This is a genomic window from Candidatus Eremiobacterota bacterium, from assembly GCA_031082125.1.
GTDB lineage: Bacteria > Vulcanimicrobiota > CADAWZ01 > CADAWZ01 > Ess09-12 > Ess09-12.
Window position 1 is genome coordinate 91,373 of record JAVHLM010000024.1, and the last position, 22,710, is coordinate 114,082.

The window sequence follows — 22,710 nt, forward strand, 5'->3', positions numbered from 1 at the left end:
GCCTCTTCTTTGCTGCTCTTTTCCTTATGAGTTATGCCTGAGCGTAAGCATAGGCGCCGTAGCCTCCATATCCGCCGTAGCCGCCGCCGTAACCGCCGCCGTAACCGCCGCCGTAGCCGCCGCCGTAACCGCCACCGTAGTTCGTGTTGCAGCCGTAGTAAGGCGGGTACCAGGGCCTCTGCTGTTGCATCTGGGTGTAATTGTTCCTGGGATCGACATAGTCAATGCTTCCCCTGCCGAACCAGCCTGAGGGGAAGTTATAAACGCTGTGGGTCTCGTTCTTATCAAACTTTCCGTCCTGGTTCGAGTCAACTCCCACGCGGGCCCCGGCCTTGTCAAGCTCTTCGGCGCTGAGTTTTCCGTCGCCGTTCTTGTCAAATTTTTTCATCTTTTTCTCATAGCCCTTGGCCTTGATTCTCTCGAAAAAGCTCACCTTTCCGTCGCCGTTCAGGTCGTAGTCGCCGCCGAAGGCTTTCATCATCTGGTTGCTCTTTTCAATCTCCTTGGTGGAGAATTTCCCGTCGTGGTTTGAATCAAAAGCGATGACGCCATCCTGACCTTTCTGATACCTGCCGTCTCCGTTGAGATCGAGGCCGTAGCCCTTGGTGTCCTGTTTGAACCAGAGATGATTGTGCTGGCCCACGTTAGCGTCGGGCATATTCTGGTTCCACGTGGTAAAGCTCTGCCAGGGGTTCCAGTACTGGGGCGGATACTGAGGCATGCCGGGATAATAACCTCCCCCGCCGGGGAATCCTGGCATGGGGGGATAGTAGGCACCCGGGGGAAGCTGGGGATAATAAGGCTTCGCAATCATTTTTTTACTCCTCCTTGTTGACAGATCTCGCTTAATGCATGTATCACTTCATTTTCTAGTATGGTAAAGGGGGTGAAATGTAAAATCTATGTTAACTTTTATAGGAGATTTGTTAACAAAGGTAACAAGTGTCCCCGTATCAATCGAAAAACCGGCCCTGAAGCCGGTTTTTCGATTATTCATTGGGGAATTTGCCAAGGGATGATATTCTTTTTTTTGTGCGGGCTTCCCCGCACGGTGATGGTGATTTTCACCTCCTTACCTGAGTTCCTGGTATCTATGTTCACCGTCCTTCCTTCAGTGTTTCTTTCATCTTCTCTATCACCTGCGGCGATGAATTATTGCTGAAAAATTAATGAAAAATCCGTGAAATTGAATATATCCTGTAAAATATTTGTAAATTGAAAAGGTATCTTTTGTGCCAAGATGGAAACATGATGAGGAATCAAGAGGAGGGTGAAAGCCTTGTACCGCCTGCCGCTGAAGGAATGGAGATGCACCATGGCAAGAGGTATCCCTTCGACTGTGGCTGCCGTTGTCTTTCTCATGGTTCTCATGGTGTGCGCCTCTCCCTGCTGGTGTGCCTCCTTTTCACCCCTCATCCTCACTTCAGCCAATGTGGGCCAGTTTGAAAAAATGCTCAAGGCCGCCGGGGAGAAAAGCTGCGTCGTGGTCCAGGTGAAACCGGAGCTCTTTGACGAAAAGAAGGCGAAAATCCTTATGAACTGGGTCTCTCTTGGGGGGACACTCTGGTTCTATGACTCCCGGCTTGCCTCCTATTTCGGGATGAAGGCCGATCCCTTCGAGGCGAAGGACTTCCCCTACAAGAAAATGGAAGCGGAATATGGTTCGGAAAAGAATTTTTCCGGGATCGCCGTCGGATGCGAGGCCCAGGCCACCGGCACCGTCACCATGGGGATAAGGAAGGTGGTGACCTTCGTGCTTGAAGTGGAGAAGAACAGGTTCAGTGCCGTCAGGGACGGAGAGGGAGTCACGCCCTTTCTCAAGATAATGAAAAGCGACAGTTACTGCATCGCGGCCATGAAGGTCGAAGGGTGCGGGAAGGTGATCTTCAAGCCCCTGTTATGGGAAGATCAATACGACGGCAGAGACTTTCAGCGCAAGCTCTCAGAGTATTCCTCGAAAAAAAGCGTGCCCTTTTTCAAGGGTCCGGAAGCAGAGGGGAAGAGGTGAGTTTCTTGCTCCGTGAGGGAAGTGGATCTCTTTGAAAAAGAAAGGCTGGTTCAAATCGCTTATTGAAGGCTTTACAGGAGGGGGCTATGATTTCAATACCGCTGCAGGCTGTATTGAGGCCCTTGCAGATGCGAATTATGAGCTCCGCCTGAAGGCACTCCAATCATTGCTGGCACTGGGTGAAGTTCCTGATCCTGAGCCGCTCATCAAGGCTGCCCTCAGTGACGAGAGCATGCCTGTCAAGGAACTTGCCTGCGAGGTGCTGGGAACCCTCAAGGTTGCTGACGCCCGTGCCCCCCTTCTTTCGCTTCTCGAGGCGGATGACCCATGGATAAGGGTGAAAGCGGCTCAGTCACTTGTTGCCATGGGTGCCGAAGATATCGTCGGCCCGATAAAGGAGGCATTTCATATCACCCAGGGCGATGCCCGCAACATTCTCGCCGTGACGCTCTCCAACCTGGGTGATGACGAGGCACGCAAGGAAGTCCTGGAAACCAGGGTGGAGAAGAAAAAAAAGTCGCAGTCCACAGATGCCATCATTGAAAAGCACCTTGAAGAGACGGAGAGGGAAACAAAGAGAACCGTCTTCGGGATAATGAGCGAAAAGGATGACCAGAGAGCCTTCAGCTACTTTACCATTGCGAGGAGAGAGAAAGACGAATCGGCGATAAAGCTTCTTATTGCCCTCATTGATGAGCCCGATGAGAAGATAGCCGTGCAGGCCCTCATCGGCCTCAGCCTTCTCGAAAAGGCTGATTCTGTCGTAGAAGGTCTCATTAAAGGTCTTGGCAGCAAGTCCCTGGCAGTGAAAAAGAAGGCTCTTGAAGTGCTTGCCAGGATTGATCGCGACGATGTGATGACCGCCCATATAAGCTTGATTAATGACGGGGATCCTCAGGTGCGGGAGGGTGTGGCCGGCTATCTGCTTGCCCATCAATCCCCGGAGGTGACGGCCCTCCTCATGAAAAATCTCCCCTCAAGGGACATGAAACTCCGGATTAATTCAGCAATGCTGCTGGCAAGGATGGAAGAAGATGCAGCACTGCCGCTCATCAAGATGATTCTTGAGGATAAGAATACGCCCGGGCAAGCGCTCACCGACCTCATAGAGGTATGGCCTCTCCGGAGTTTCCAGTTAATCCATGACACCCTCCCTTCGCTTTTCGCGAGGGGAGACAGGAATGTTCTCAAAAGCATCGGGGACTTCTTCTGCAGGCTGGAAGACACAGGCCACTGGGAATGGCTTATCCCCCTCATCAAGCACAGCGATCCGCGCGTGAGATACGGAGCGGCATACATTATCAGCAAGATCAGCGATTTGAAATCAGCTGAATCGCTCGTGATACTGCTTGATGACCCCTATGACGAGGTGAGGGTGCAGGCAGCCCGGTCCCTGATGGGCTTCCCCTATGAAAAGTTCGGCCCCTCCCTGGAGAGAGTCATCCACCACGACAAGAATCCTGAAGTGAAAAAGGTAGTGCTTGAAGCCCTCTTTGAGCAACGGCGGGAGGAATCCCTTTCCTTTTTTCTTGCCATTACCGGGGGAAATGACCTGGTGCTCCGTCTCAAGGCGATCAAGATGCTGGGAGAATACGGTGGGGAAGACGTTATTGTCGAAAGGCTGAAAGAGCTTATCGATGACAGGGATCCCAGGGTGGTCTTCTGTGCCATCGGCTCCCTTTTTCGCGTGAACAAAAAGGCTCTCCTGGAGCTGGGAAAGCGCCCGGTGGGCATAGTCACGGCTTTTCTCAATGACAGCAAGCAGCCCTTTGTGCTGAGGAAGGAAGCCGTTGAGACACTCAGCGTTCTTGAGCCCGAGGGCAGCATCACCCTCTTCTCCGAGATACTGAAAAAAGGAGAGGACAAGGCGCTCTGTGCCGAGATAATAGGCTCCATGGGAAAAATCAAGCTTCCCGTCGCCTCCCGTATTATTCTGAGAGCCCTGGATCACGAAGAGCCCGCCATCAGGAAGAAAGCCATAGAGGCGCTGCCGGATACGGACTTGAAGCCCTCTTCTGTGATTGTCCCCCTTGTGAAGCTTATAGAGCGTCTTCCCAGCGATGATCCCGCCCTTCCCGTCGGAATCGCCTATGTGAAGAACGCTCTCTTTTCCTATCCCGACATCAGGATACTTGATTCCCTCTCACAGCTGTCACGGAAAGACAGCGTGACGGTCCGCAGGTTCGCCATTATGGCGCTTGCGCTCCTCGGTGCAACCCAGGCCAGGGAAATTTTTGCAAGAGCGCTCTCCGACGAAGCCTTTTCCGTCCAGAGGGTCGCGGCCTTCGGTCTGGCCCTCCTCGGCGATCCCCGCTCATCGGGAGCCCTTATTGAAATCCTGAGGGAAAAAGTCTTTCCTGACGATGCTGCCGGCGAGAGGGATGATGAGCTTGATCTTGCCGCCAAGATTTTTAATGATTTTGAGGGTGATTCGCACCTCATGCGCCCTCCCCGTGTTGACGGAGCCGATGAGGAAGCGGTGAGGAGGCTTCGCCTTGCGGCGTCAGCGCGGCTTCTGGGAAGAATGAAGGAAAACAGGGCTTTCAATATCCTCAGGGAAATGATGAATGACAGAGACCGGAAAGTAGCGGCAGCAGTGATTCATGCCCTGGGAGATATAGGTGAGGAGGAGATCGTGCCTCTTCTTTTCCGGATAAAATTCGGCATCAATGATCATGAGATTCAGAAGGCCGTGGATTTTGCCCTTGACCGCTTTGGTGATCGCATTGAAGATTCCCTCCTCAATTTTGTGCTCTCCGAGGACAGGGCCATCAGGGAGGAGGCCCTCAGAAGGCTTGCCCTGCTGGGGGTGCTTGCGGCTGAGAAGCCTTTCCTCAAGTGCCTCAGGGAGGAGCATTGGCAGGTGAGGAGGTGGGCAGTCCGCGGCCTTGGGAACATTGCCACTCCCAAGGGGCAGGAGGCTCTCATACCGGCTCTCAAGGACCCCCACCCTGTCGTGAGGCTTGAAGCGGCGAGAGCCCTGGGCAGAATGAGAAACCGCGATATTCTTCAGCCGATTTTCTCCCTGGTCCATGATCCTGACAGGCACGTCCGTGAGGCACTGCCCGGAATTCTTGGTATTTACGAGGAATCCGTGGTAGGGGAGACGCTCTATCAGCTTATGTCAGATTCCTCAATGGTGGTGAGAGCTGAAAGCTGCAGGGTCCTGGCGGGAATGATGTCCAAGAGGTCCATACCGCGCTTCATGGACCTCATTGCCTCATCGGGGGGCTTTGACCGCATATGGGCGCTCCTTGCCATCGTGAAATTGAAGGATCCTGAAAGAGTTGAAGATATAGTGGCGTACCTCGATGAGGAGGGGGATCTGGACCCCCGGGAGATAGTGGCCTTTGACAAGGGAGAGCTTTCTCTGAAGGCATTTTCTCCCGAAGAGAGGCGGGCCGTCTCAACAGGCATTCTTCCGGCTCTTACCCTCCCATGGGAAGATTTTGAAGACCTCAGGCGGAGAGATAAATCTGTGCTGGACTGGTATGGAACAGGGGCCTTGAGGGAGCAGTTCGTGGGGGTGCCCATCACGGTAAGGATGAGAGAGTATCTCAGTGCGACGGAGGTTCTCGGAGAGATTGGGGGATATTATGCTCTCGAGGTTCTCGAGCGACTCCTCTCTCACCATAACGATGAGGTAAGGGCGATGGCCGTTGCCTCCTGCGCCGCCATAGGGGCCGAACAGGCGTACAAGCTTATCATGAAGAACTTCGTCGAAGGAGAAGAAGAGATCCCGCACAAGGTCAGGATGCTTGCCCAGAATCCCAAGATGGAAGCTTTCAAAGAGTATCTCAGCGATATAGAGAAGCGCGAAGACCTCGATCCAGTGAAGCGGGTAAGGATAAGGATACTGCTCGGCACCACGTCGCTCCTCAGGAGCTCACAGTCTGCTGAGAGATGAGTAGATGGGAATGAAAAAGGAGAGCAGAATAAATCCCACTATCAACCCGAGGGCTGATATGGCAAGAGGCTCTATGAGCTTTGTAAAGCTTTCCATTGTTGAAGTGAGCTCAATCTCATAGAGCTCGGCAGTCTTGAGGAGCACCTCGGCAAGCTCCCCCGATTCCTCGCCTACCTTTACCATCGCCACAAGGATTCTCGGAAAGATATCTGGAAACCTTGCCATGCTCTCGTTGAGGGTCTCTCCAAGCTTGATGCTCTCTCCTAGTTCGTGGAAGGCGCCGCCGATAAAAAAACTGTCGCTTGTCTCGGCGGATAGTTCAAGGGCCTGCAGAAGGGTGACACCCGAGTTGGTGAGGGAGGCCAGCACGATGAGGGCATGGGTAAGGGATGCCTTGATTTTCAGGTCCTTGATGAAGGGGAGGGACAGAAGGAGGCGCTCCCACCAGATTTTTCCATGGAGCGTATTCTCTATGAAGACGAAAAATCTCTTTACCACGAAGACTGCAATGAGCACGAGGGGAAAAAGAATATAATAGCGCCTGAGGGCATCACCGACATTGATCATCATCTGGGAGTAAAGGGGGAGCTTCACGCCCATGTCATTCACAAGTATCTGAATATAGGGGAAAATCCAGTAGCAGACCGCCAGGGAGCCGATGAGGCCTATGAAAAAGATCATCACTGGGTAAGTGAGAGCCGCACTGATCTTTTTCTTGAGATCTATCTCCCTTTCCATGACATCGGTGAGGTACTCTATCCCGTTATCGAGGAAGCCTCCTTCTTCTGACGCCCTGATAATGGCACGGTGGAACTTGGAAAAAATCTCCGGGTACATTCCCAGGGCCTGGGCAAAAGTCTTCCCCTCTTCAAGGGCTTTTTCTATGGTGTGGAATATTTCCCTGGTGATAGGATCTTCTGACTGCTTGTTGAGTATATCGAAGGCCTTCTTGATGTGAACGCCGCTTCTGTGCATCACGAGGAGGCGCCTGAAAAAAAAGAATACGTTGTCCAGGTTCCAGTTTTTCAGGGTAAGAGGGATCTTCCTGACAACCTTTTCAATCGATATGATGGTAAAGGCTCTTTTCTCAAGGAGTCTTATCGCTTCCCTGAGAGAAGTGGCGTTGAGCTCGCCCTTTATCAGGGTGTTATGCTCGTCCTTTATCACATAGAGATATCTGCTTTTTAAGGCCGGTCCTTCACCGTGGGGTCCCGGTCGTGATGCTTTTTCCTGGGAGGGGTTTGTCCGCTGCCGGTTCATCATTGAATGAATGTTTGACAGGCAGAGGCTATCTCCTTCCATTTTCCACTCCAGAGCATAACTGACAACATCATTGTGATTTACAATGTTCGTCAGTATATCACCATGGCAAGAAGGCAAAGAGAGAATCTTAGCGAATAAAGGTATGGTTTATCCTGAAAGGCGGCTATGTATCGTGCCGGAACGTGAATCTTACATCAGTCAGAATGGCGACTATACCGGGCTGAGGCAGGACAATGCCCTGGTGGTCTTCTGGAGCGAGAGACCTCTCTGGTCGGCTGCCCTTACGGAGCTTGACTTCATAGTGGCAGGCCTGGGGAACAACGGGATGCTCCTGGTAAAACGCAGGAACGCCCTCATTCGATACATGCAGGACAACACCGTTCTGCCCGTGGAGAGTGCAAGGATATTCGAGAGAAGAGAAAATGCGCCATCCATGCAGAAGGTGACTATTGACAGCCTTGGCCAGACAGTCATTCTTGAGACGGTGGAACAGGAAGTGTCCAGAGAAAAGAAAAAATTCATAAGTTTTTCTAAAACCGCATCCTCCGAGAGGATCATCAATATTCACCGGATCATCTCCTTTGACCTGGAATCAGAGGAAAGGCATGAGCTCTGGCGCTTTGACCGTGAAAGCTCCACCTACGGCTCCTTTCTGTGGGACATCACCAAGGACGGCAAGCTCCTTGCCGTGGCCGGGACCGCGCCACAGGAGGAAGACCCGCGGATTTTCCTCACGCGGATCTACCTTCTCAATGTTGCAGAAGACAAGAGTCTTTTCCAGATCAATCTATCCAATGTGCAGGCCAGGTCACTGAAGATAAACAATGAAGGGGAGGTCCTTCTTCATATTGTTGATGGGACAAGGAATGAATATATTGTCATTGATAAGCGCGGCGAGAAGAGCTTTGTGACCTCTCCCATGGGTGAGTCAAGGCCTCTCTATTTTGGAAAGGATCTCATCGTGCTGGAGCTCATACCCTCGAGGCTGCTTATGTTCAAAAGCTTTGACGACAAGCTTGTTTATATAGTGGACCAGGTGATGTACGAAGCGCTGGGCTTTCTTTACCCTGCCATGTTCAAAGCCAACGATGAGATGGTCTTTGCGACAGTGGACAGGGAAAGATACCTTCTGAAAAGGTTTTTTTACTCATGGCGGGTGAATCAGCTGCAAGACATTTACCATAAATAGCCCGAAGGGAAGAGAGGTCTCTCAATTCATGATAACCTATTACGGAAGCGGGAACTCCCGGTATTTTGTCTGGCAGAGGGGGAATACCGTAGCGCTGCACCGCGATTTTCAGCCTATATGGAAGAGGGAAATGCCTTATAAGCGTTTCAGGGTCATAGGCGTGGGAAACAACGGAAACGTGTCGCTGGTCACCGAGGAAGGCCTCTATATCCATGTCCCCTCTTCAGGCGCTCCTCCTGAATTTGTGCAGCGCTATTCAAAGGAGGCTCTCAAGAAGGATGGCGCATATCTCGGAAAAATAGTGATGCACGAAGACGGAGAGGGCTTCTTTATCGAGAGCATCATGGCCAAGAAATCGGGCATGGAGCAGATCCTGGGACTTTCCTCGTCACAGGGCAGGGGGGCAGCAGAGGAGCACAGGATCAACTTCCTTGACCTCAAGACCAGGAGGCACAAGCGCTTTGATACGACCCTCATCTCCAGGGACCTTGAGAAAAGCTTTCTCTGGGATGTGTCGGGATATTTCACCTTTTTTGTTTTTGCAGAGCCCAGGAAGGCAGGCGGCACCTTCAGCTACAAAATCGCGGTGGTCAATGTGCAGACCGAGGAGATATACCTTGAGACAGAAGTGCAGGGCACCCATCTCTCCAGCGTCAGGGTCAATGACGAGGGGACTCTTTTTCTGGAGAAGATCGAGGGGGAAGAGAAGAAGATAGAGATACTGACCCAGGACAAGTCCAGGTTTCTTCTTGCCGTTCCCCTCGATTATACCCTGCTCCACTGCGGGAAGAAGTTTGTCGCCTTCGAGACCCATCCCGTGCCCTCGCTGCTTGTCAAGTCTTTTGAAGACAATCTCATGTGCCATGCCGATCTCCGGTCGCTTGAGCATCTGAAAGTGCATTATGCCATACTCTTTAACGACAGGGACCATATAGATTTCCTTTACCTTGTGGGCGACGACCTCAAGCTGGTGAAGACCGAGGTGGACCTTTTTATCGCAGAGGCGCGCCGCTGGGAGGGCATTGCCTCGCAGAAGATGAACGAACCTCAGGAAAAGCTGAAGCATGAGCAGATGGAGCAGGAAAAGACGCAGTCGAGGGACCATTACCTCGAAGGCAGAAAGAGCCAGCTTTCCGCCCAGCTTGCGAGCATAAAAGAGGAGAAGCAGACGAAAACCGTCACCACTGCGGCAGAAGTGAACAATGCGCTCGAGGCCCTCAAGTTCCAGTTCGTGCTGGGGAATATTGACGCAGACGAATATGCACAGAAGAGGGAGGAGCTGCTGAAGCACATTGAAGGTTCCTCCCTGAAGCCTCCCCGGGAGGCTTCAGGGAAAGATACCCTTGAGCCGATTCCTTTCCAGAGAAGAAAGGAAGCGCCGCAGGAGTCCCCGGCCTCTGAAAGAAGAAAGGAGGCGCCTCGGGAATCCCTTGTCATAGATGGCCGGAAGGAGAAGCTGCCGGAGCCGGCTTCCAGGGGCAAGAAATCCCTGGAAGAGAAAGGCGAGCCCGAAGGGGAGCGCCTTGAAAGGCTCATGTCGGCCCTTGAGGAGCGCTTTATCATGGGGCAGGTTTCAGAGCGCTCCTACCTTGAGCTCAAGGAGAAATATGAGAAACGCCTGAAGGAACTGGGCAGGCTCTGAGTGCCGCCTTCCCGTGAGGGACTGCCGTCTTCCTGAGACCTTGTGCAGAGGCCTGGAGCAGGAAAATTTCGCTCCTGATTGAATATTAAGAAGCCAGAAAGAGAGAACTCCTCGAAAATCGGTCCGGCAAGCGATGTGGGGATATTATTATTTATGATGGAAGGTGAAAAAATGGTACACAGTCTGCAGGAAAAACAGGAAGAAAAACAGGGCACCTCAAAGAGAGTCTATGCCTTTGAAGAAGGCGACGCCTCGATGAAGGATCTTCTCGGCGGAAAAGGTGCAAACCTTGCCCAGATGACCAAGATGGGCTTTCCCGTCCCCCCGGGTTTTACCATCACCACCGCTATGTGCGTGAAGTATTATGAGTCAGGAAAAAAGCTCCCCGAGGGGCTCATGGATGACGTAAGGGAGAAGATGAAGGATCTTGAGAAAAAGATGGGCAAGGGCTTCGGCGATCCAAAGAACCCCCTTCTCGTATCGGTAAGATCGGGGGCAAAATTCTCCATGCCGGGCATGATGGACACGATCCTGAACCTGGGCCTCAACAGCGAGACGGTGAAAGGTTTGGCGGAGCTTACTTCCAACGAGCGCTTTGCCTATGATGCCTACCGCAGGTTCATCCACATGTTTTCTGACGTGGTGCTCGAGCTCCCCAAGAGAAGGTTCGAGAACATTCTCCAGGAGAAGAAGAAAGCCCGGGGTGTCAAGGAAGACTCGGAGCTCACGGCGGCCGATCTCAAGGAACTCGTCGAGTCTTACAAGAAACTGGTCCGTGACGAGACGAAGCGTGAGTTCCCCGAGAAAGTCATGGAGCAGCTTGAGCTCTCCATCGAGGCGGTGTTCCGCTCATGGAACACGCCAAGGGCAATTGTTTACCGCGACAAGGAGAAAATATCCCACACCCTCGGCACGGCCGTCAATGTGCAGTCCATGGTCTTCGGGAACATGGGCGATGACTCAGGCACCGGCGTCGCCTTCACCCGCGACGCGAGCACCGGTGAGAACACGATACGCGGCGATGTGCTCTTCAACGCCCAGGGCGAAGATGTGGTGGCAGGCATAAGGACGCCCCTCTCCATAGAGGCTCTGGAAGAAAAGAGCCCCGAGATTTATAAGCAGTTCAAGGATATCGCCCACAACCTGGAGACCCATTTCAGGGATGTGCAGGACCTGGAGTTCACCATGGAAAAGGGCAAGCTTTTCATGCTCCAGACCAGAAACGCGAAGAGGACTGCCCTTGCCGCCGTCACCATTGCCGTTGACATGGTGAAAGAAGGGCTCATCACCAAGCAGGAGGCCGTTGAGCGCATTACTGCCGATCACATAGATCAGCTCCTTCACCCTTATTTCAAGCCTGAGGACAAGAACAAGGCCATTGCCGACGGGCGCCTTCTCGCCAAGGGAACGGCGGCTTCACCGGGAGCGGCGTGCGGAATGGTGGTCTTCGAGGCCGATGACGCGGTAAAGCACAAGAAGGAGGGCAAAAAGGTAGTGCTGGTGCGCCCTGAAACCTCACCTGACGATGCTCATGGCATGGTTATCGCCGAGGGTATCCTCACCAGCACGGGAGGTCCCACTTCCCATGCAGCCCTCGTGGCCCGCGGGTGGGGGATCCCCTGCGTGGTGGGCTGTGAAGCCATCAGGGTGGACCTTGAGAAAAAAGAGTTCTCCGTGAAGGACAGGAAGTTCCATGAAGGCCACATCATCTCCTTTGACGGCGGCACCGGCGAAGTTCTCGATGGCGAAGTGGTGAGGGTGCACCCCACAGAGCTCATCCCCCAGGCGAAAGAAATCCTTTCCTGGGCCGATGAGATCCGCACCATGGGAGTCCGTGCCAACGCTGATAACCCCAAGGATGCCCAGAGGGCGAGAAGCCTTGGCGCCGAGGGAATCGGCCTCTGCAGGACCGAGCACATGTTCATGGAGTCCGACCGTCTCCCCATCGTGCAGCGCATGATCCTGGTTGCCAACGAGGCCGAGGGCGGCAAGCGCATTGCTGACCGCCTGGAGCACCAGATTGCCGAAGCCGATGAGCACAAGAGGAACGAACTGGAGCAGCTGCTCGCTGATGCGAAGAAGCATATGCAGGCGAGCTGGGATACTTACCAGGAAACGCTCAAAAGCCTTCTTCCCATTCAAAGAAAGGACTTTGAAGGGATCCTCGAGGCCATGGAAGGCCTCTGGGTCATCATCAGGCTTCTTGATCCCCCCCTCCATGAGTTCCTTCCCGATTTTGAGAAGCTCCTTGTCGAGACGACGGAGCTCAGAATCACCGGTAAGGATCCGGCCCTTCTGAAGGAAAGGGAGAAGATGCTCGAGAAGGTGCGCGCCACCAAGGAAGTGAACCCCATGCTGGGCCTTCGCGTGTGCCGTCTTGGCATTGTGTACCCCGAGATATACAAGATGCAGGTAAGGGCTATCTTTGAAGCAGCCTGTGCCCTCAAGAAGAGGGGCGTCGATGTGAAGCCCGAGGTCATGATCCCGGGCGTGGCCCATGTGTCGGAGATGAAGTACACCAAGGAGATGGCCGAGGCCATTGCCCATGAGATCATCAAGAGGGAGGGCGTGGAGCTTGAGTACAAGATAGGCACCATGATCGAGCTTCCGAGGGCCTGTGTCGTTGCCGGGGAGCTTGCGAAATACGCGGAGTTCTTCTCCTTCGGCACCAACGATCTCACGCAGACCACCCTGGGTTACAGCCGTGACGACGCATCAGGAACCTTCATCCCCGTTTACCTGGAGAAGGAGATCCTGAAGGTCGATCCCTTCCAGCAGCTTGACAGGATAGGGGTAGGGCCCCTCATGAGGATGGCAATCGAGCAGGGAAGAGCAACAAACAGCCATCTTGAGGTGGGAATCTGCGGAGAGCACGGCGGTGAGCCCACATCAGTGGAGTTCTGCCACATCCTGGGCCTGAACTACGTGAGCTGCTCGCCTTTCCGTGTGCCCATAGCGCGGCTTGCCGCTGCTCATGCAAAGTTAAAGGAAGGGAAAAAGTAACAAAGCTTCTTAATCACTGAAAATGAGCTGATTGAATGAGCCGGATTCCTGTCCGGCTCATTTTTCGGCTCCCGGGCATGGGTGCCCAGTCCTGGTGGAAGGATTCAAGGGATTGAAAACACTGAAAGCTTTCGGAGCATTGGTGTGCCTGGCGGCGGCCCTTTTCCTGAGCTTTTGCGGCTGTGCCAAGAAGCAGGAGAAGGGCACCATCTTCTTTGTATCAACAAGGACGGGGATAGCGCAGCTTTTTTCTATGAGAGCTGATGGCTCACGCCAGAAAAGGGTCACCAATGACTCTTTTTCAAACGAGGCGCCATGGTGCTCTCCTGACATGAAGATGGTGGCCTATTCCTCAAAACGAGGAGCCACCTGGGATCTCTTTGTCATGCACACCGATGGCTCCTCGGCGGTGCAGCTCACCAGGAACTCCGGCGATAACTGCTTTCCATGCTGGTCGCCCGATGGCACCATGATTGCCTTCCAGTCAAACAGGGATGGTCTTTTCCGGATTTATACCATGAAGAGCGATGGCACCGGGCAGCGGGCTCTCAGCATGCCGGTTCCGAAAGGCAGAGAGCCTCTGAAGAAGTTCCAGTACACCCACCCGGCATGGGTTCCAGGCGGCAAGACTCTTCTTGCGGTGAGGGAAAACGGGAAAAATGGCATTGTTGTTGAAACTGATATGGAGGGCAAGACAAGCCTTCCCCTTACGGAAACCAAGGCTCTGGATACATGGCCTTCCTTCGAGTCCTCGGGGAAAATCCTCCTCTTTGCCTCGAACGAGAGTGATGTTTTCCAGATATATGGCAAGGAGCGCGGTGAAAAAGGAAAGCGCATGGTGACAGGAGCCTGGCCTGGCCCCGACAATTTTGAGCCGCGCTGGTCTCCTTCCGGCGGGAGTATTATCTTTACCTCCAGGCATACGGGCACGAGACAGATATTCAGGATGCCGGCGGGACCAGGCGGTGGCAGAAGTCTGCCGACGCAGCTCACCAGAGATAAATTTGATAATTACCACCCCTACTGGGGGTCATAATTTCGAGGCAGGTGATATCACATGGAGGCTCAAAAGAGTACCATAAGGGAACGCCAGGAAGGGCGCGAGCGCGAAATACTCTCACCGCTTGCCGCGCTCGCGGTGAACACGAGAGGAAGGCTGAAGCCAGAGGCAAAGTGCCACATCAGAACCGACTACCAGAGGGACAGGGACAGGATTCTCTACTCAAAAGCCTTCCGGAGGCTCAAGCACAAGACCCAGGTCTTTCTCTCGCCTGAGGGCGATCACTTCAGGACCCGCCTCACCCACACCCTTGAGGTCTCGCAGATCAGCCGCTCCATTGCGAGGGCTCTCAGGCTTAACGAGGATCTTACCGAGGCCATTGCCCTTGGCCATGACCTCGGTCATGCCCCTTTTGGCCACGCAGGCGAGTATGTGCTTGATGAGCTCATCGGGCAGTATGACCCTGAAGCGAGGTTCCGCCATAACGAGCAGTCCCTCCGAGTCGTCGATGCCCTTGAGGGGGGATCGGGCCTCAACCTCACCTATGAGGTTCGTGACGGGATACTGAAGCATACCAAGGGAAGGAAGAGCATGCTGCAAACGCTGACGGGAGAGGAAGAGGGCGATGATGCGCCCCTCACTGCCGAGGGCGAGCTCGTGAGGATTGCCGATCGCCTGGCCTATATAAACCACGATGTCGATGATGCCATAAGGGCGAGGATCATCACCATTGACGACCTTCCCCGCGAAGCGGTGGAGACCCTCGGTATCAAGATCTCGGAGCGCATCGGCACCATGATAGTGGATGTCATAGAGACAAGCCTCAGCAAAGGCCGTATCGCCATGAGCCCCAGGATTGCCGGCGTCGTGGAGCGGCTTAAGGATTACATGTTCCAGTACGTCTATGTGGGATCAGCGGCGAAAGTGGAGGAGGAGAAGGCAAAGAAGCTCATCACCCACATGTTTCATCATTTCATGGACAATCCCTGCGAGATTCACCTTCCCGGGGAAGGGGTCGAGCTGGGCACCCTCACCATCAGGGCACGGTGCGTCTGTGACTATATTGCAGGAATGACCGACAGGTTCGCCATCAAGAAATACGAGGAAATTTTTATTCCCAAGGTGTGGGCACTCAATGACTGATCAATATTCCCGTGAAGTTGTCGGAGAGGTGCTCTCAAAGACGCGGATAGAGGACGTCGTCTCGGAGTACCTCAAGCTTCGCCCCTCAGGGCGGCGCTTTACCGGCGTATGCCCCTTTCATGGCGACAAGGACCCCTCCTTTTCCGTCAATCCCGAAAAGGGGCTCTTTTACTGCTTCGGCTGCGGCGCCGGGGGAAATGTCTTTACCTTTCTGATGAGAATAGAGAACCTTACCTTCAACGAAGCCCTTGCGGTGCTTGCAAAACGTGCCGGGGTGCAGATTGTCGTGGATGCAAAGAAAAGCGAGGAGCTCTCAATCAGGGAGCGTCTCATGGCAATCGTGAAGGAGGCGGCCCTTTTTTATCATGGGCAGCTTCTCAAGCCTGATAATGCCGGCGAGGCGCTCGAGTACCTGAAAAAGAGGGGCATCTCCCAGGAGACGGTGAAGCTCTACAGGCTTGGCTACGCCCCGAGGGGAAAGATAAACGCCCTCTACTATCTTGAAAAGCGGGGTTTCACCCGTGAAGACATCGTGAAGTCGGGCATGGTGATGAAGCGCATGGATACGGCTGAATACGTTGACTATTTCAGGAACAGGGTCACCATTCCGATCACCGATATGCAGGGGCGCTTCATCGCCATGGGGGGGAGGAGCCTCGAAGAGGGCGGCCCTAAATATCTGAACTCTCCAGAAACACCCCTTTTTTCCAAGGGGAGAAACCTTTTCGGCCTGTATCATGCAAAGAAGGCCATCCAGAAAGAGGATCAGGCCCTTGTAGTCGAGGGGTACATGGACCAGATAATGCTTTTCCAGCAGGGCTTTCATCACTCGGTGGCCTCGCTCGGCACGAGCCTCACTCCTGATCAGGCAAAGCTTCTCAGGAAATTCTGCACCCGCTGCGTGCTTGCCTATGATGCCGACAATGCAGGGAAGCTCGCCACGGCCCGGGGCATCGATGTCTTTGAGGAGGCGGGTATGGCCACGCAAGTCCTTGTGCTCCCCCAGGGCGAGGACCCCGACTCCTTTTTCCGCCACCACACCAGGGAGCAGTTCCAGGAGCTGCTCTCCAGGTCCCATGACCTGGTGGAGTACAAGATGAAAACCCTCAGGGAGAATCTGGACCTCTCGACACCGGCGGGGAAAGCCGATTATGTAAAGGAAATTCTCCCCGTCCTTTCCCGGATTATCGATCCTGTCAAGAGGGATGAGTATATCAAGAAAGTCTCCGAGGAGACGGGTGTTCATGAGGAATTTCTCAGAAAGACCCATGTCGAGGGCAGGAAGGCAACTCACCCCCAGGCGGGATCCCTCGAGCACCTTATCGCCAGCGCTTCGGCCGAGGAAAAACTCCTCCGCCTCCTTCTCCTCCATCCCCGTCATCTTACGACGGCAAAAGAGGGCCTCAGCCTCTCGGAGGTCGGTGACAAGAGCCTCAGGAGCATCTATGAGGTCCTTTTCTCCATGAAGGAGAAGGACTCTCTCTCAGTTGATGATTTTGTCCCGTACCTCCTCGAGGAAGGAATAATGCACAAGGTGACTGAATTTATCATGACGGGAGAGGCACCTCCCCTTTCGGGGGAAGCCTTAACGGAGCTTATAAGGGAACTTCTCCAGAAAATAAGGGATGAAAAGTTGAGAGCCCGGTTCAAGGCGCTTGAAAAGGAGGTAGAACAGGCTCTTTCCAAGAATACTATCAGTCATACTGATGAGCGGTTTATCGAGTACCAGCGACTCTATCAATATTTCAAGGGACGCAAATAAGGAGGAGAATGATGACGGAGAACGGTGATCTCACACCAGAAGTGAGAAAGCTCCTTGAAGTCGGGAAGAAAAAAGGAGTTCTGACCTACGAGGAGATAAGCGATATCCTTTATCAGAAGGAAGATCTTGCCCCCGAGCAGATTGATGAGTTGCTTGAGAAATTCATCAGCGAGGGTATTGAGATCGTTGAGGACATCAAGGATCTCGAGATCCCCGAGATGGAAGTCTATGAAGATGAGGAGACTCTCACCGAGGGGATTGCCCTTGACGATCCTGTCAGGATGTACCTCAAGGAGATAGGGAGGGTCGAGCTCCTCACCCCTGAAAAGGAGACGGAGCTCGCCCAGCAGATAGAGGAAGGCGAAGAGGCCGAGCACGGCCTCGTGATGATAAAAGAAATATGGGATATTGCCTATGAGAACCTCCAGAAGAAGGTCGATACCGCCGACACGGCAAAAAGGGAGACTCTCACGAGAGATCACCAGGAGACTGAGAATATAGCCCGGCTGGAAGATCTCCTCGCCGAGGGAAATGATGCCCAGACCCTTATTGAGAGGATAGCGTTCCTGAAGGAGACTTCCACTTCCTCGGAGGAGCGCCTCATTCTCCTTGAGGCGAACAAGCAGGTGAGTGATCTCTGGGAGGAATCAAGGGAGGCATACAAGGCCAGGAACAAAAAGCCGAAAGGTGCCCCCTCCGTCGAGGACCTCAATAAAATGGAGCGCCATATCAGGACGGGCTGGAGGGCGAAGCGCGAGCTGATAGAGGCAAATCTCCGCCTCGTGGTGAGCATCGCCAAGAAATATGTGAGCCGCGGCATGCTCTTTCTGGACCTTATCCAGGAGGGAAACCTCGGGCTCATTAGGGCAGTCGAGAAGTTCAACTACCGCAAGGGCTATAAATTCAGCACCTATGCCACATGGTGGATAAGGCAGGCCATTACCCGCGCCCTTGCCGATCAGGCACGCACCATCAGGATCCCTGTGCACATGGTGGAGACCATCAACAGGCTCATAAAGGTGTCGCGCCATCTTCTCCAGGAGCTGGGCCGCGATCCCACCGTGGAAGAGATCACCCAGGAAATGTACCCCCTCGATCCCGAGGAGGTAAGAGTCCAGGTTTCAAAACAGATGGAGAAGGACCTCCCTTACGAGAGCGAGCTTGTACAGGAAGAGATAAAGCGCCGGGAGCGCTTTTCCATTGAGCGTGTCAGGGAGATCATCAAGATCGCCCAGGAACCCATCTCTCTTGAGACGCCTATCGGCGAGGAGGAGGATTCCCACCTGGGAGACTTTATCGAGGACTCTGATGCCGTCGCTCCCGCCGAAGCAGCCTCTTCGCTGCTTTTAAGGGAAAAGATGGAGGATGTGCTCCAGAACCTCACCTCGCGGGAAAAGAAAGTGCTGCAGCTCCGTTTCGGCCTTGAGGACGGAAGGCCCCGGACTCTTGAAGAGGTGGGCCAGGAGTTCGGCGTCACCAGGGAGCGTATCCGCCAGATAGAGGCCAAAGCCCTCAGAAAGCTCCGCCACCCGACGAGGAGCCGCTGGCTGAAGGATTACTGGATGGGCCAGTAAAAGCCCCCGGGTGGAGGTGGCTTTTAAGGGTGCTGCAAGGTAGAGAAAAAGGAGTGACACGTGAAAAAATATCTTGCTTTTCTGGTGCTTGGCGCCATACTGTTCGCCTCGATGACTGCTCCCCTCCCGGCCCAGGACAAGGAAGAGAAACTGACCCAGTGCATAACCCGCCTCTCGCAGATCCAGGCATACCTTGAGTTCTACTTCATGGGCACCGGTGACTATCCCAAGAACCTCGTCGATCTTGAAAGCATCTTCAATGAAGACGTGCTCAAGGACACGGAGAAAATAAAGATGCCCCGCGATCCTGCCACGGGCAAGGAGTTTGTCTATGAGGCGGGAAAAAACTACAAGAGCTACAGCCTTTCATGCCCTGATCCCTCCCAGTACGGGGTGAAAAAGCTCTCCCTTTCGCCGGTGCCATGGGGATGGATGAATGTCGTGGCGGAGGGCAAAAGCAGGAGAACGCGGGCGCAGTGCTGCAAGGGGTACGAAGAGGTCCTCACGGCTGCGATCAAGAAGTTCGCCGAGCAGAACAAGAAGCTTCCCCAGGACCTCAAGGAGCTTGTTCCCAAGTATATGAGGCTGGTCCCGGCCTGCCCCCAGTGCTCCAAGGAATACCTCTATACGGTCAAGGGAAATGATTTTGTCATTGGCTGCCCGGACCCCGCCGAGCACGGGTTCACGGTCTTTGAATGCACCTCCAGGGAGGGTTTCAAGTTCAAGCCCATTGAGCCGCCGAAGAAGGAGCCGCCCGTGGAGAAGACTACAGGGAAATGAGGAACTCTTTCCCACTACGCGTGAATTGAGAGGTGAGAAAGCTATGATTGGTGCCTTGGACAGCTTTATATCCAGGCTTCCCCTCACAATGATCTTTTTCGCCTGCATGATGTCCGGTGTGGCATATTCAATGATAATTCTGCTCATGGGGGGCGGCCAGAGTGACAGCGGAGACGGCGGGGGAGGCCATCACGGGATTCTCTCCGATCTTCTGGGAGGAAACGGCCACCATGGCGATGCCGGTACAGCAGATGGAGGGGGAGCAGACGGCGGGGGCGCTGACGGCGGCGGCCACCATGCGGTCCATATCAGCTTTTTCAGCCCCCTTTCCATCACGACCTTTCTCACCGGCTTCGGCTCCCTTGGCCTCATCTCGCTCCATGCCCTCCAGTGGAACCCCCTGCACAGCATATTCGGCTCCGGCCTCGGCGCCGCGTTACTCAATATTGGAGTGACCTTTGCCATCTACAAGATATTCATCTCCACGCAGGCCTCTTCAACGGCAACGACAAAAGAGCTTATTGGCATTGAGGCATCGGTAATCACTGCCATTCCTGTCACCGGCGTCGGCGAGATTGCCTATACCTCACCAAAGCACGGCCGCCAGACAGCCCTGGCGAGGTCAATGACGAGAGAGCTCATAGAGAAGGGTGAGACTGTCGTGATCATGAAATTTGTAGGCACCGCGGCTATTGTAAAGCTGGCGGATGAGAGCGGGCTCGGGACAAAACCTCTTCCCGCCGGGGAAGAAAAGCCCGCAGGAGAAGAGGGACCGGAAAAGAAATAAACTACAGAGAAAAGAGCCCCCTTTTCCCCGGGAGGAGCGTTTACGACCTGAGCCGCATATCGGTATGGCATATTCAGAAAATATCTGGCCAGGGTGGCCCTGCACGGCAGTTCCATCAGGCGGCCAGGTGTTGAAAATAAAGCAAAAATAAAGGAGGGAACACTATGGGTGGAAGTTCTGTGAGTCCAATGCTGATCTTTGCAGTATTTGCCATTGTCCTGGTCGTCTACGCGATATTCGCCCAGCTGGCAAGACTGTATCAGAAGGTCGGCCCCAACGAGGTGCTCGTCGTCTCTGGCGGCGGCGGCATCAAGCTCATCACGGGCGGCGGCCAGGTGGTCTGGCCTTTCATTCAGAAAGCAGACCGATTCTCCCTGGAGATCATGACCATCGACGTGGTGACGCCGGAGGTGTACACCAACATGGGGGTGCCCATCATAGTCGATGCCGTGGCGCAGGTGAAGGTGAAGAATGATCAGGCCATGATGCGCACGGCTGTGGAGCGCTTCCTCACCAAGTCACCGGCCGAGATCATCGACATCATCAAGCAGACCCTTGAAGGCCACACGAGGGCCATCATAGGCAAGATGCAGGTCGAGGAGATCATCAAGGAGCGCGACAAGTTCGCAAGCAATGTCGCCGAAGTATCCCATGATGACCTCTCCAACATGGGCCTCGTTATTGACTCTTTTGCCATCAGGGACATCAGGGACAACCAGGGCTACCTTGCAGCCCTCGGCAAGCCGGAGACGGCAGCGATAAAGAGCCGGGCTATAATTGCCGAGGCAGAGAGGAACAGGGACGCGGCGAAAGCAACTGCCGACGCCACCAAAGAGGCGCAGGTGGCCCAGGCCATCGCCTCGAAAGAGTCGCAGATTGCCCAGGCCAGTGCGGCCCGTGACTCGGAGATTGCCAAGGCGAATGCAAAGAAGGATGCCGAAGTAGCCCAGGCGATGGCGCAGCAGCAATCTGAGATAGCCAGGATCGATGCAAAGACGAAGGTGGCCGAGAAGGACAGGGAATACAGGATCAAGCAGGCCGAGTATAATAAGGATTCGAAGCAGAAAGAGGCCGAGGCCGACCTTTCCTACGATCTGCAGAAGAACATCACGCAGCAGCAGGTAAAGGAGCAGGAAATCCGCATCAACGTCGTGGAGAAGGAAAAGCAGATCGAGGTCCAGGAGAAGGAAGTAGAGCGCCGTGAGAAGGAGCTTGAAGCCACGGTGAAAAAGCCCGCCGAGGCGCAGCGCTTCCAGATTGAGACCCTTGCAAACGCCAAGCAGTTTGAACTGAAGGCCCTCGCAATGGGTGAAGCCGAGGCGTCAAAGCAGAAAGGCTTCGCGTCGGCAGAGGTCGTGAGGGCCCAGGGTCTTGCCGAAGCAGAGGCGGAGAAAGCCCAGGGTCTTGCCCGCGCCGAGGTTATCAGGGCCACAGGATTCTCCGAGGCTGAAGCCATGACCAAGAAGGCCCTCGCCTGGAAATCATATAATGAGGCGGCAATCCTTGAGAAGTTCATTGAAAAGATGCCCGAGATTGCCCGCTCCATAGCAGCGCCTCTCGCAAAGACCGAGAAGATAATCATGATAAGCGGCGATGGCGGCGGAGGCAGCGTTTCGAAGTTTACCTCCGACATGACCAGGGCCGTTGCAGAGATTCCTCCTGTCATGGAGGCCCTCACCGGAATCAAGATAAGTGATATGATCAAGAAAGTACCCGGCCTTGGAAGCGGTATAGCCGAGGAAATCACAAAGCAACTGCCGGGGGCTTCACCACAGGGATAGAGACTCTTTTGCTGAACGAAAAAGGGTCCTGCAGCAGCAGGGCCCTTTTTGTTTACAGGGACTTCTTTTTCAGGGGAGATCAAGGTGGGCAACTTCCATGAGGGGCCGGCCGAGAAGCTTTGAGCCTACCTGCCGGAACTTTCCTGCATCGCCGCTCACGTAAAAACGGTGGCTGACCTTTTCTTTATTCGCGGAGAGAAGCCCCGCCTGGCCAAGGATTTCCTTGAGGGTGAGGGCCGTGAGCTCCCCGGGATCGATGATGTTGAGGGGAGTCGAAAGAAGGGCCCTGATGGTCTCCTCCAGGAAGGGGTAGTGGGTGCAGCCCAGTATGAGGGTGTCGGTGCCGCTTTTCTCTATGGGGCAGAGGTATTCCCTCAGCACTCTCTCCGTCTCTTCGCCCCAGAGCTGCCCCTCCTCCACGAGGGGGACCAGGTGCGGGCATGCCTGGGGAACAATTTTCACCCCGTTGCGGGAGATGCGGGTGAGGGTTTCCTGATGGGCGCCGCTTGCCACGGTGACGGCATTGGCAAAAAGGCCTATGGACTTTTTGCGGGAGACCCGGAGGGCTTCCTGGATGGCAGGCTCAATTACGCCCACTATGGGCATGGCGTAACGCTTTCTTGCATGCTCAAGCACAAGGGCGCTCGAGGAGTTGCAGGCCATGACCACTGCCTTTGCCTTCTGAGAGACAAAGAAATCTATGATGCGGTACACGAGCTTTCTTATTGTTTCCGGCTTCTTTTCGCCGTAGGGAACATTGGCTGAGTCACCGAAATAGACGATCTCCTCGCAGGGAAGATGAGCGAGAATCCTTGACGCGACAGAGAGTCCTCCCACACCGGAATCGAGAATGCCTATAGGCCCTTTCATT

15 protein-coding genes are annotated in these 22,710 nt (G+C 54.2%); 12 read left to right on the plus strand and 3 right to left on the minus strand.

What is annotated here, in order from left to right:
- Positions 1–31: 31 nt before the first annotated feature.
- The gene (locus RDV48_22785) at positions 32–814 is read right to left on the minus strand and encodes a hypothetical protein (GenBank protein MDQ7825644.1); all 783 of its coding nucleotides are present in this window, start codon (positions 812–814) and stop codon (positions 32–34) included.
- Between the two features lie 501 nt (positions 815–1,315).
- Here RDV48_22785 and RDV48_22790 point away from each other — a divergent pair.
- Positions 1,316–2,008 (plus strand): hypothetical protein, encoded by a 693-nt coding sequence (locus tag RDV48_22790; GenBank protein MDQ7825645.1) that lies wholly within the window; start codon positions 1,316–1,318, stop codon positions 2,006–2,008.
- Positions 2,009–2,039: 31 nt separating this feature from the next.
- Positions 2,040–5,915 (plus strand): HEAT repeat domain-containing protein, encoded by a 3,876-nt coding sequence (locus tag RDV48_22795; GenBank protein ID MDQ7825646.1) that lies wholly within the window; start codon positions 2,040–2,042, stop codon positions 5,913–5,915.
- Here RDV48_22795 and RDV48_22800 read toward each other — a convergent pair.
- Complete coding sequence (locus RDV48_22800) at positions 5,895–7,217, minus strand: type II secretion system F family protein (protein MDQ7825647.1); 1,323 nt, start codon at positions 7,215–7,217, stop codon at positions 5,895–5,897. The genes RDV48_22795 and RDV48_22800 overlap by 21 nt on opposite strands.
- Before the next feature lie 133 nt (positions 7,218–7,350).
- Here RDV48_22800 and RDV48_22805 point away from each other — a divergent pair, with 133 nt between their 5' ends.
- The 10 genes from RDV48_22805 to RDV48_22850 all read left to right on the plus strand — a co-directional run bounded on the left by RDV48_22805 (position 7,351) and on the right by RDV48_22850 (position 21,839).
- Complete coding sequence (locus RDV48_22805) at positions 7,351–8,367, plus strand: hypothetical protein (protein MDQ7825648.1); 1,017 nt, start codon at positions 7,351–7,353, stop codon at positions 8,365–8,367.
- Positions 8,368–8,395: 28 nt separating this feature from the next.
- The gene (locus tag RDV48_22810; GenBank protein ID MDQ7825649.1) at positions 8,396–10,009 is read left to right on the plus strand and encodes a hypothetical protein; all 1,614 of its coding nucleotides are present in this window, start codon (positions 8,396–8,398) and stop codon (positions 10,007–10,009) included.
- A gap of 171 nt (positions 10,010–10,180) precedes the next feature.
- Positions 10,181–13,012 carry a pyruvate, phosphate dikinase gene (gene ppdK / locus RDV48_22815; protein MDQ7825650.1) on the plus strand — a complete coding sequence of 944 codons (2,832 nt, stop codon included), beginning with the start codon at positions 10,181–10,183 and terminating at the stop codon, positions 13,010–13,012.
- Between the two features lie 112 nt (positions 13,013–13,124).
- Positions 13,125–14,048, plus strand: coding sequence for a hypothetical protein (locus tag RDV48_22820; GenBank protein ID MDQ7825651.1), 924 nt, complete (start codon positions 13,125–13,127; stop codon positions 14,046–14,048).
- A 21-nt stretch (positions 14,049–14,069) separates the two neighbouring features.
- Positions 14,070–15,155 carry a deoxyguanosinetriphosphate triphosphohydrolase gene (locus tag RDV48_22825; GenBank protein ID MDQ7825652.1) on the plus strand — a complete coding sequence of 362 codons (1,086 nt, stop codon included), beginning with the start codon at positions 14,070–14,072 and terminating at the stop codon, positions 15,153–15,155.
- Positions 15,148–16,917 carry a DNA primase gene (dnaG, locus tag RDV48_22830; GenBank protein MDQ7825653.1) on the plus strand — a complete coding sequence of 590 codons (1,770 nt, stop codon included), beginning with the start codon at positions 15,148–15,150 and terminating at the stop codon, positions 16,915–16,917. Before RDV48_22825 ends, dnaG begins: the two co-directional genes overlap by 8 nt.
- 8 nt (positions 16,918–16,925) lie before the next feature.
- Positions 16,926–18,491: a sigma-70 family RNA polymerase sigma factor gene (locus RDV48_22835; GenBank protein ID MDQ7825654.1), complete on the plus strand. Its 1,566-nt coding sequence runs from the start codon at positions 16,926–16,928 to the stop codon at positions 18,489–18,491.
- A gap of 60 nt (positions 18,492–18,551) precedes the next feature.
- The gene (locus tag RDV48_22840; GenBank protein MDQ7825655.1) at positions 18,552–19,271 is read left to right on the plus strand and encodes a hypothetical protein; all 720 of its coding nucleotides are present in this window, start codon (positions 18,552–18,554) and stop codon (positions 19,269–19,271) included.
- Between the two features lie 43 nt (positions 19,272–19,314).
- A complete protein-coding gene (locus RDV48_22845) occupies positions 19,315–20,058 on the plus strand; it encodes a hypothetical protein (protein ID MDQ7825656.1) in 744 nt (247 codons plus the stop codon).
- A 164-nt stretch (positions 20,059–20,222) separates the two neighbouring features.
- Positions 20,223–21,839 carry an SPFH domain-containing protein gene (locus RDV48_22850; GenBank protein MDQ7825657.1) on the plus strand — a complete coding sequence of 539 codons (1,617 nt, stop codon included), beginning with the start codon at positions 20,223–20,225 and terminating at the stop codon, positions 21,837–21,839.
- Positions 21,840–21,908: 69 nt separating this feature from the next.
- Here RDV48_22850 and murI read toward each other — a convergent pair whose 3' ends face one another.
- Positions 21,909–22,709, minus strand: a complete 801-nt coding sequence (murI, locus tag RDV48_22855; protein MDQ7825658.1) for a glutamate racemase — start codon at positions 22,707–22,709, stop codon at positions 21,909–21,911.
- Position 22,710: the final 1 nt, after the last annotated feature.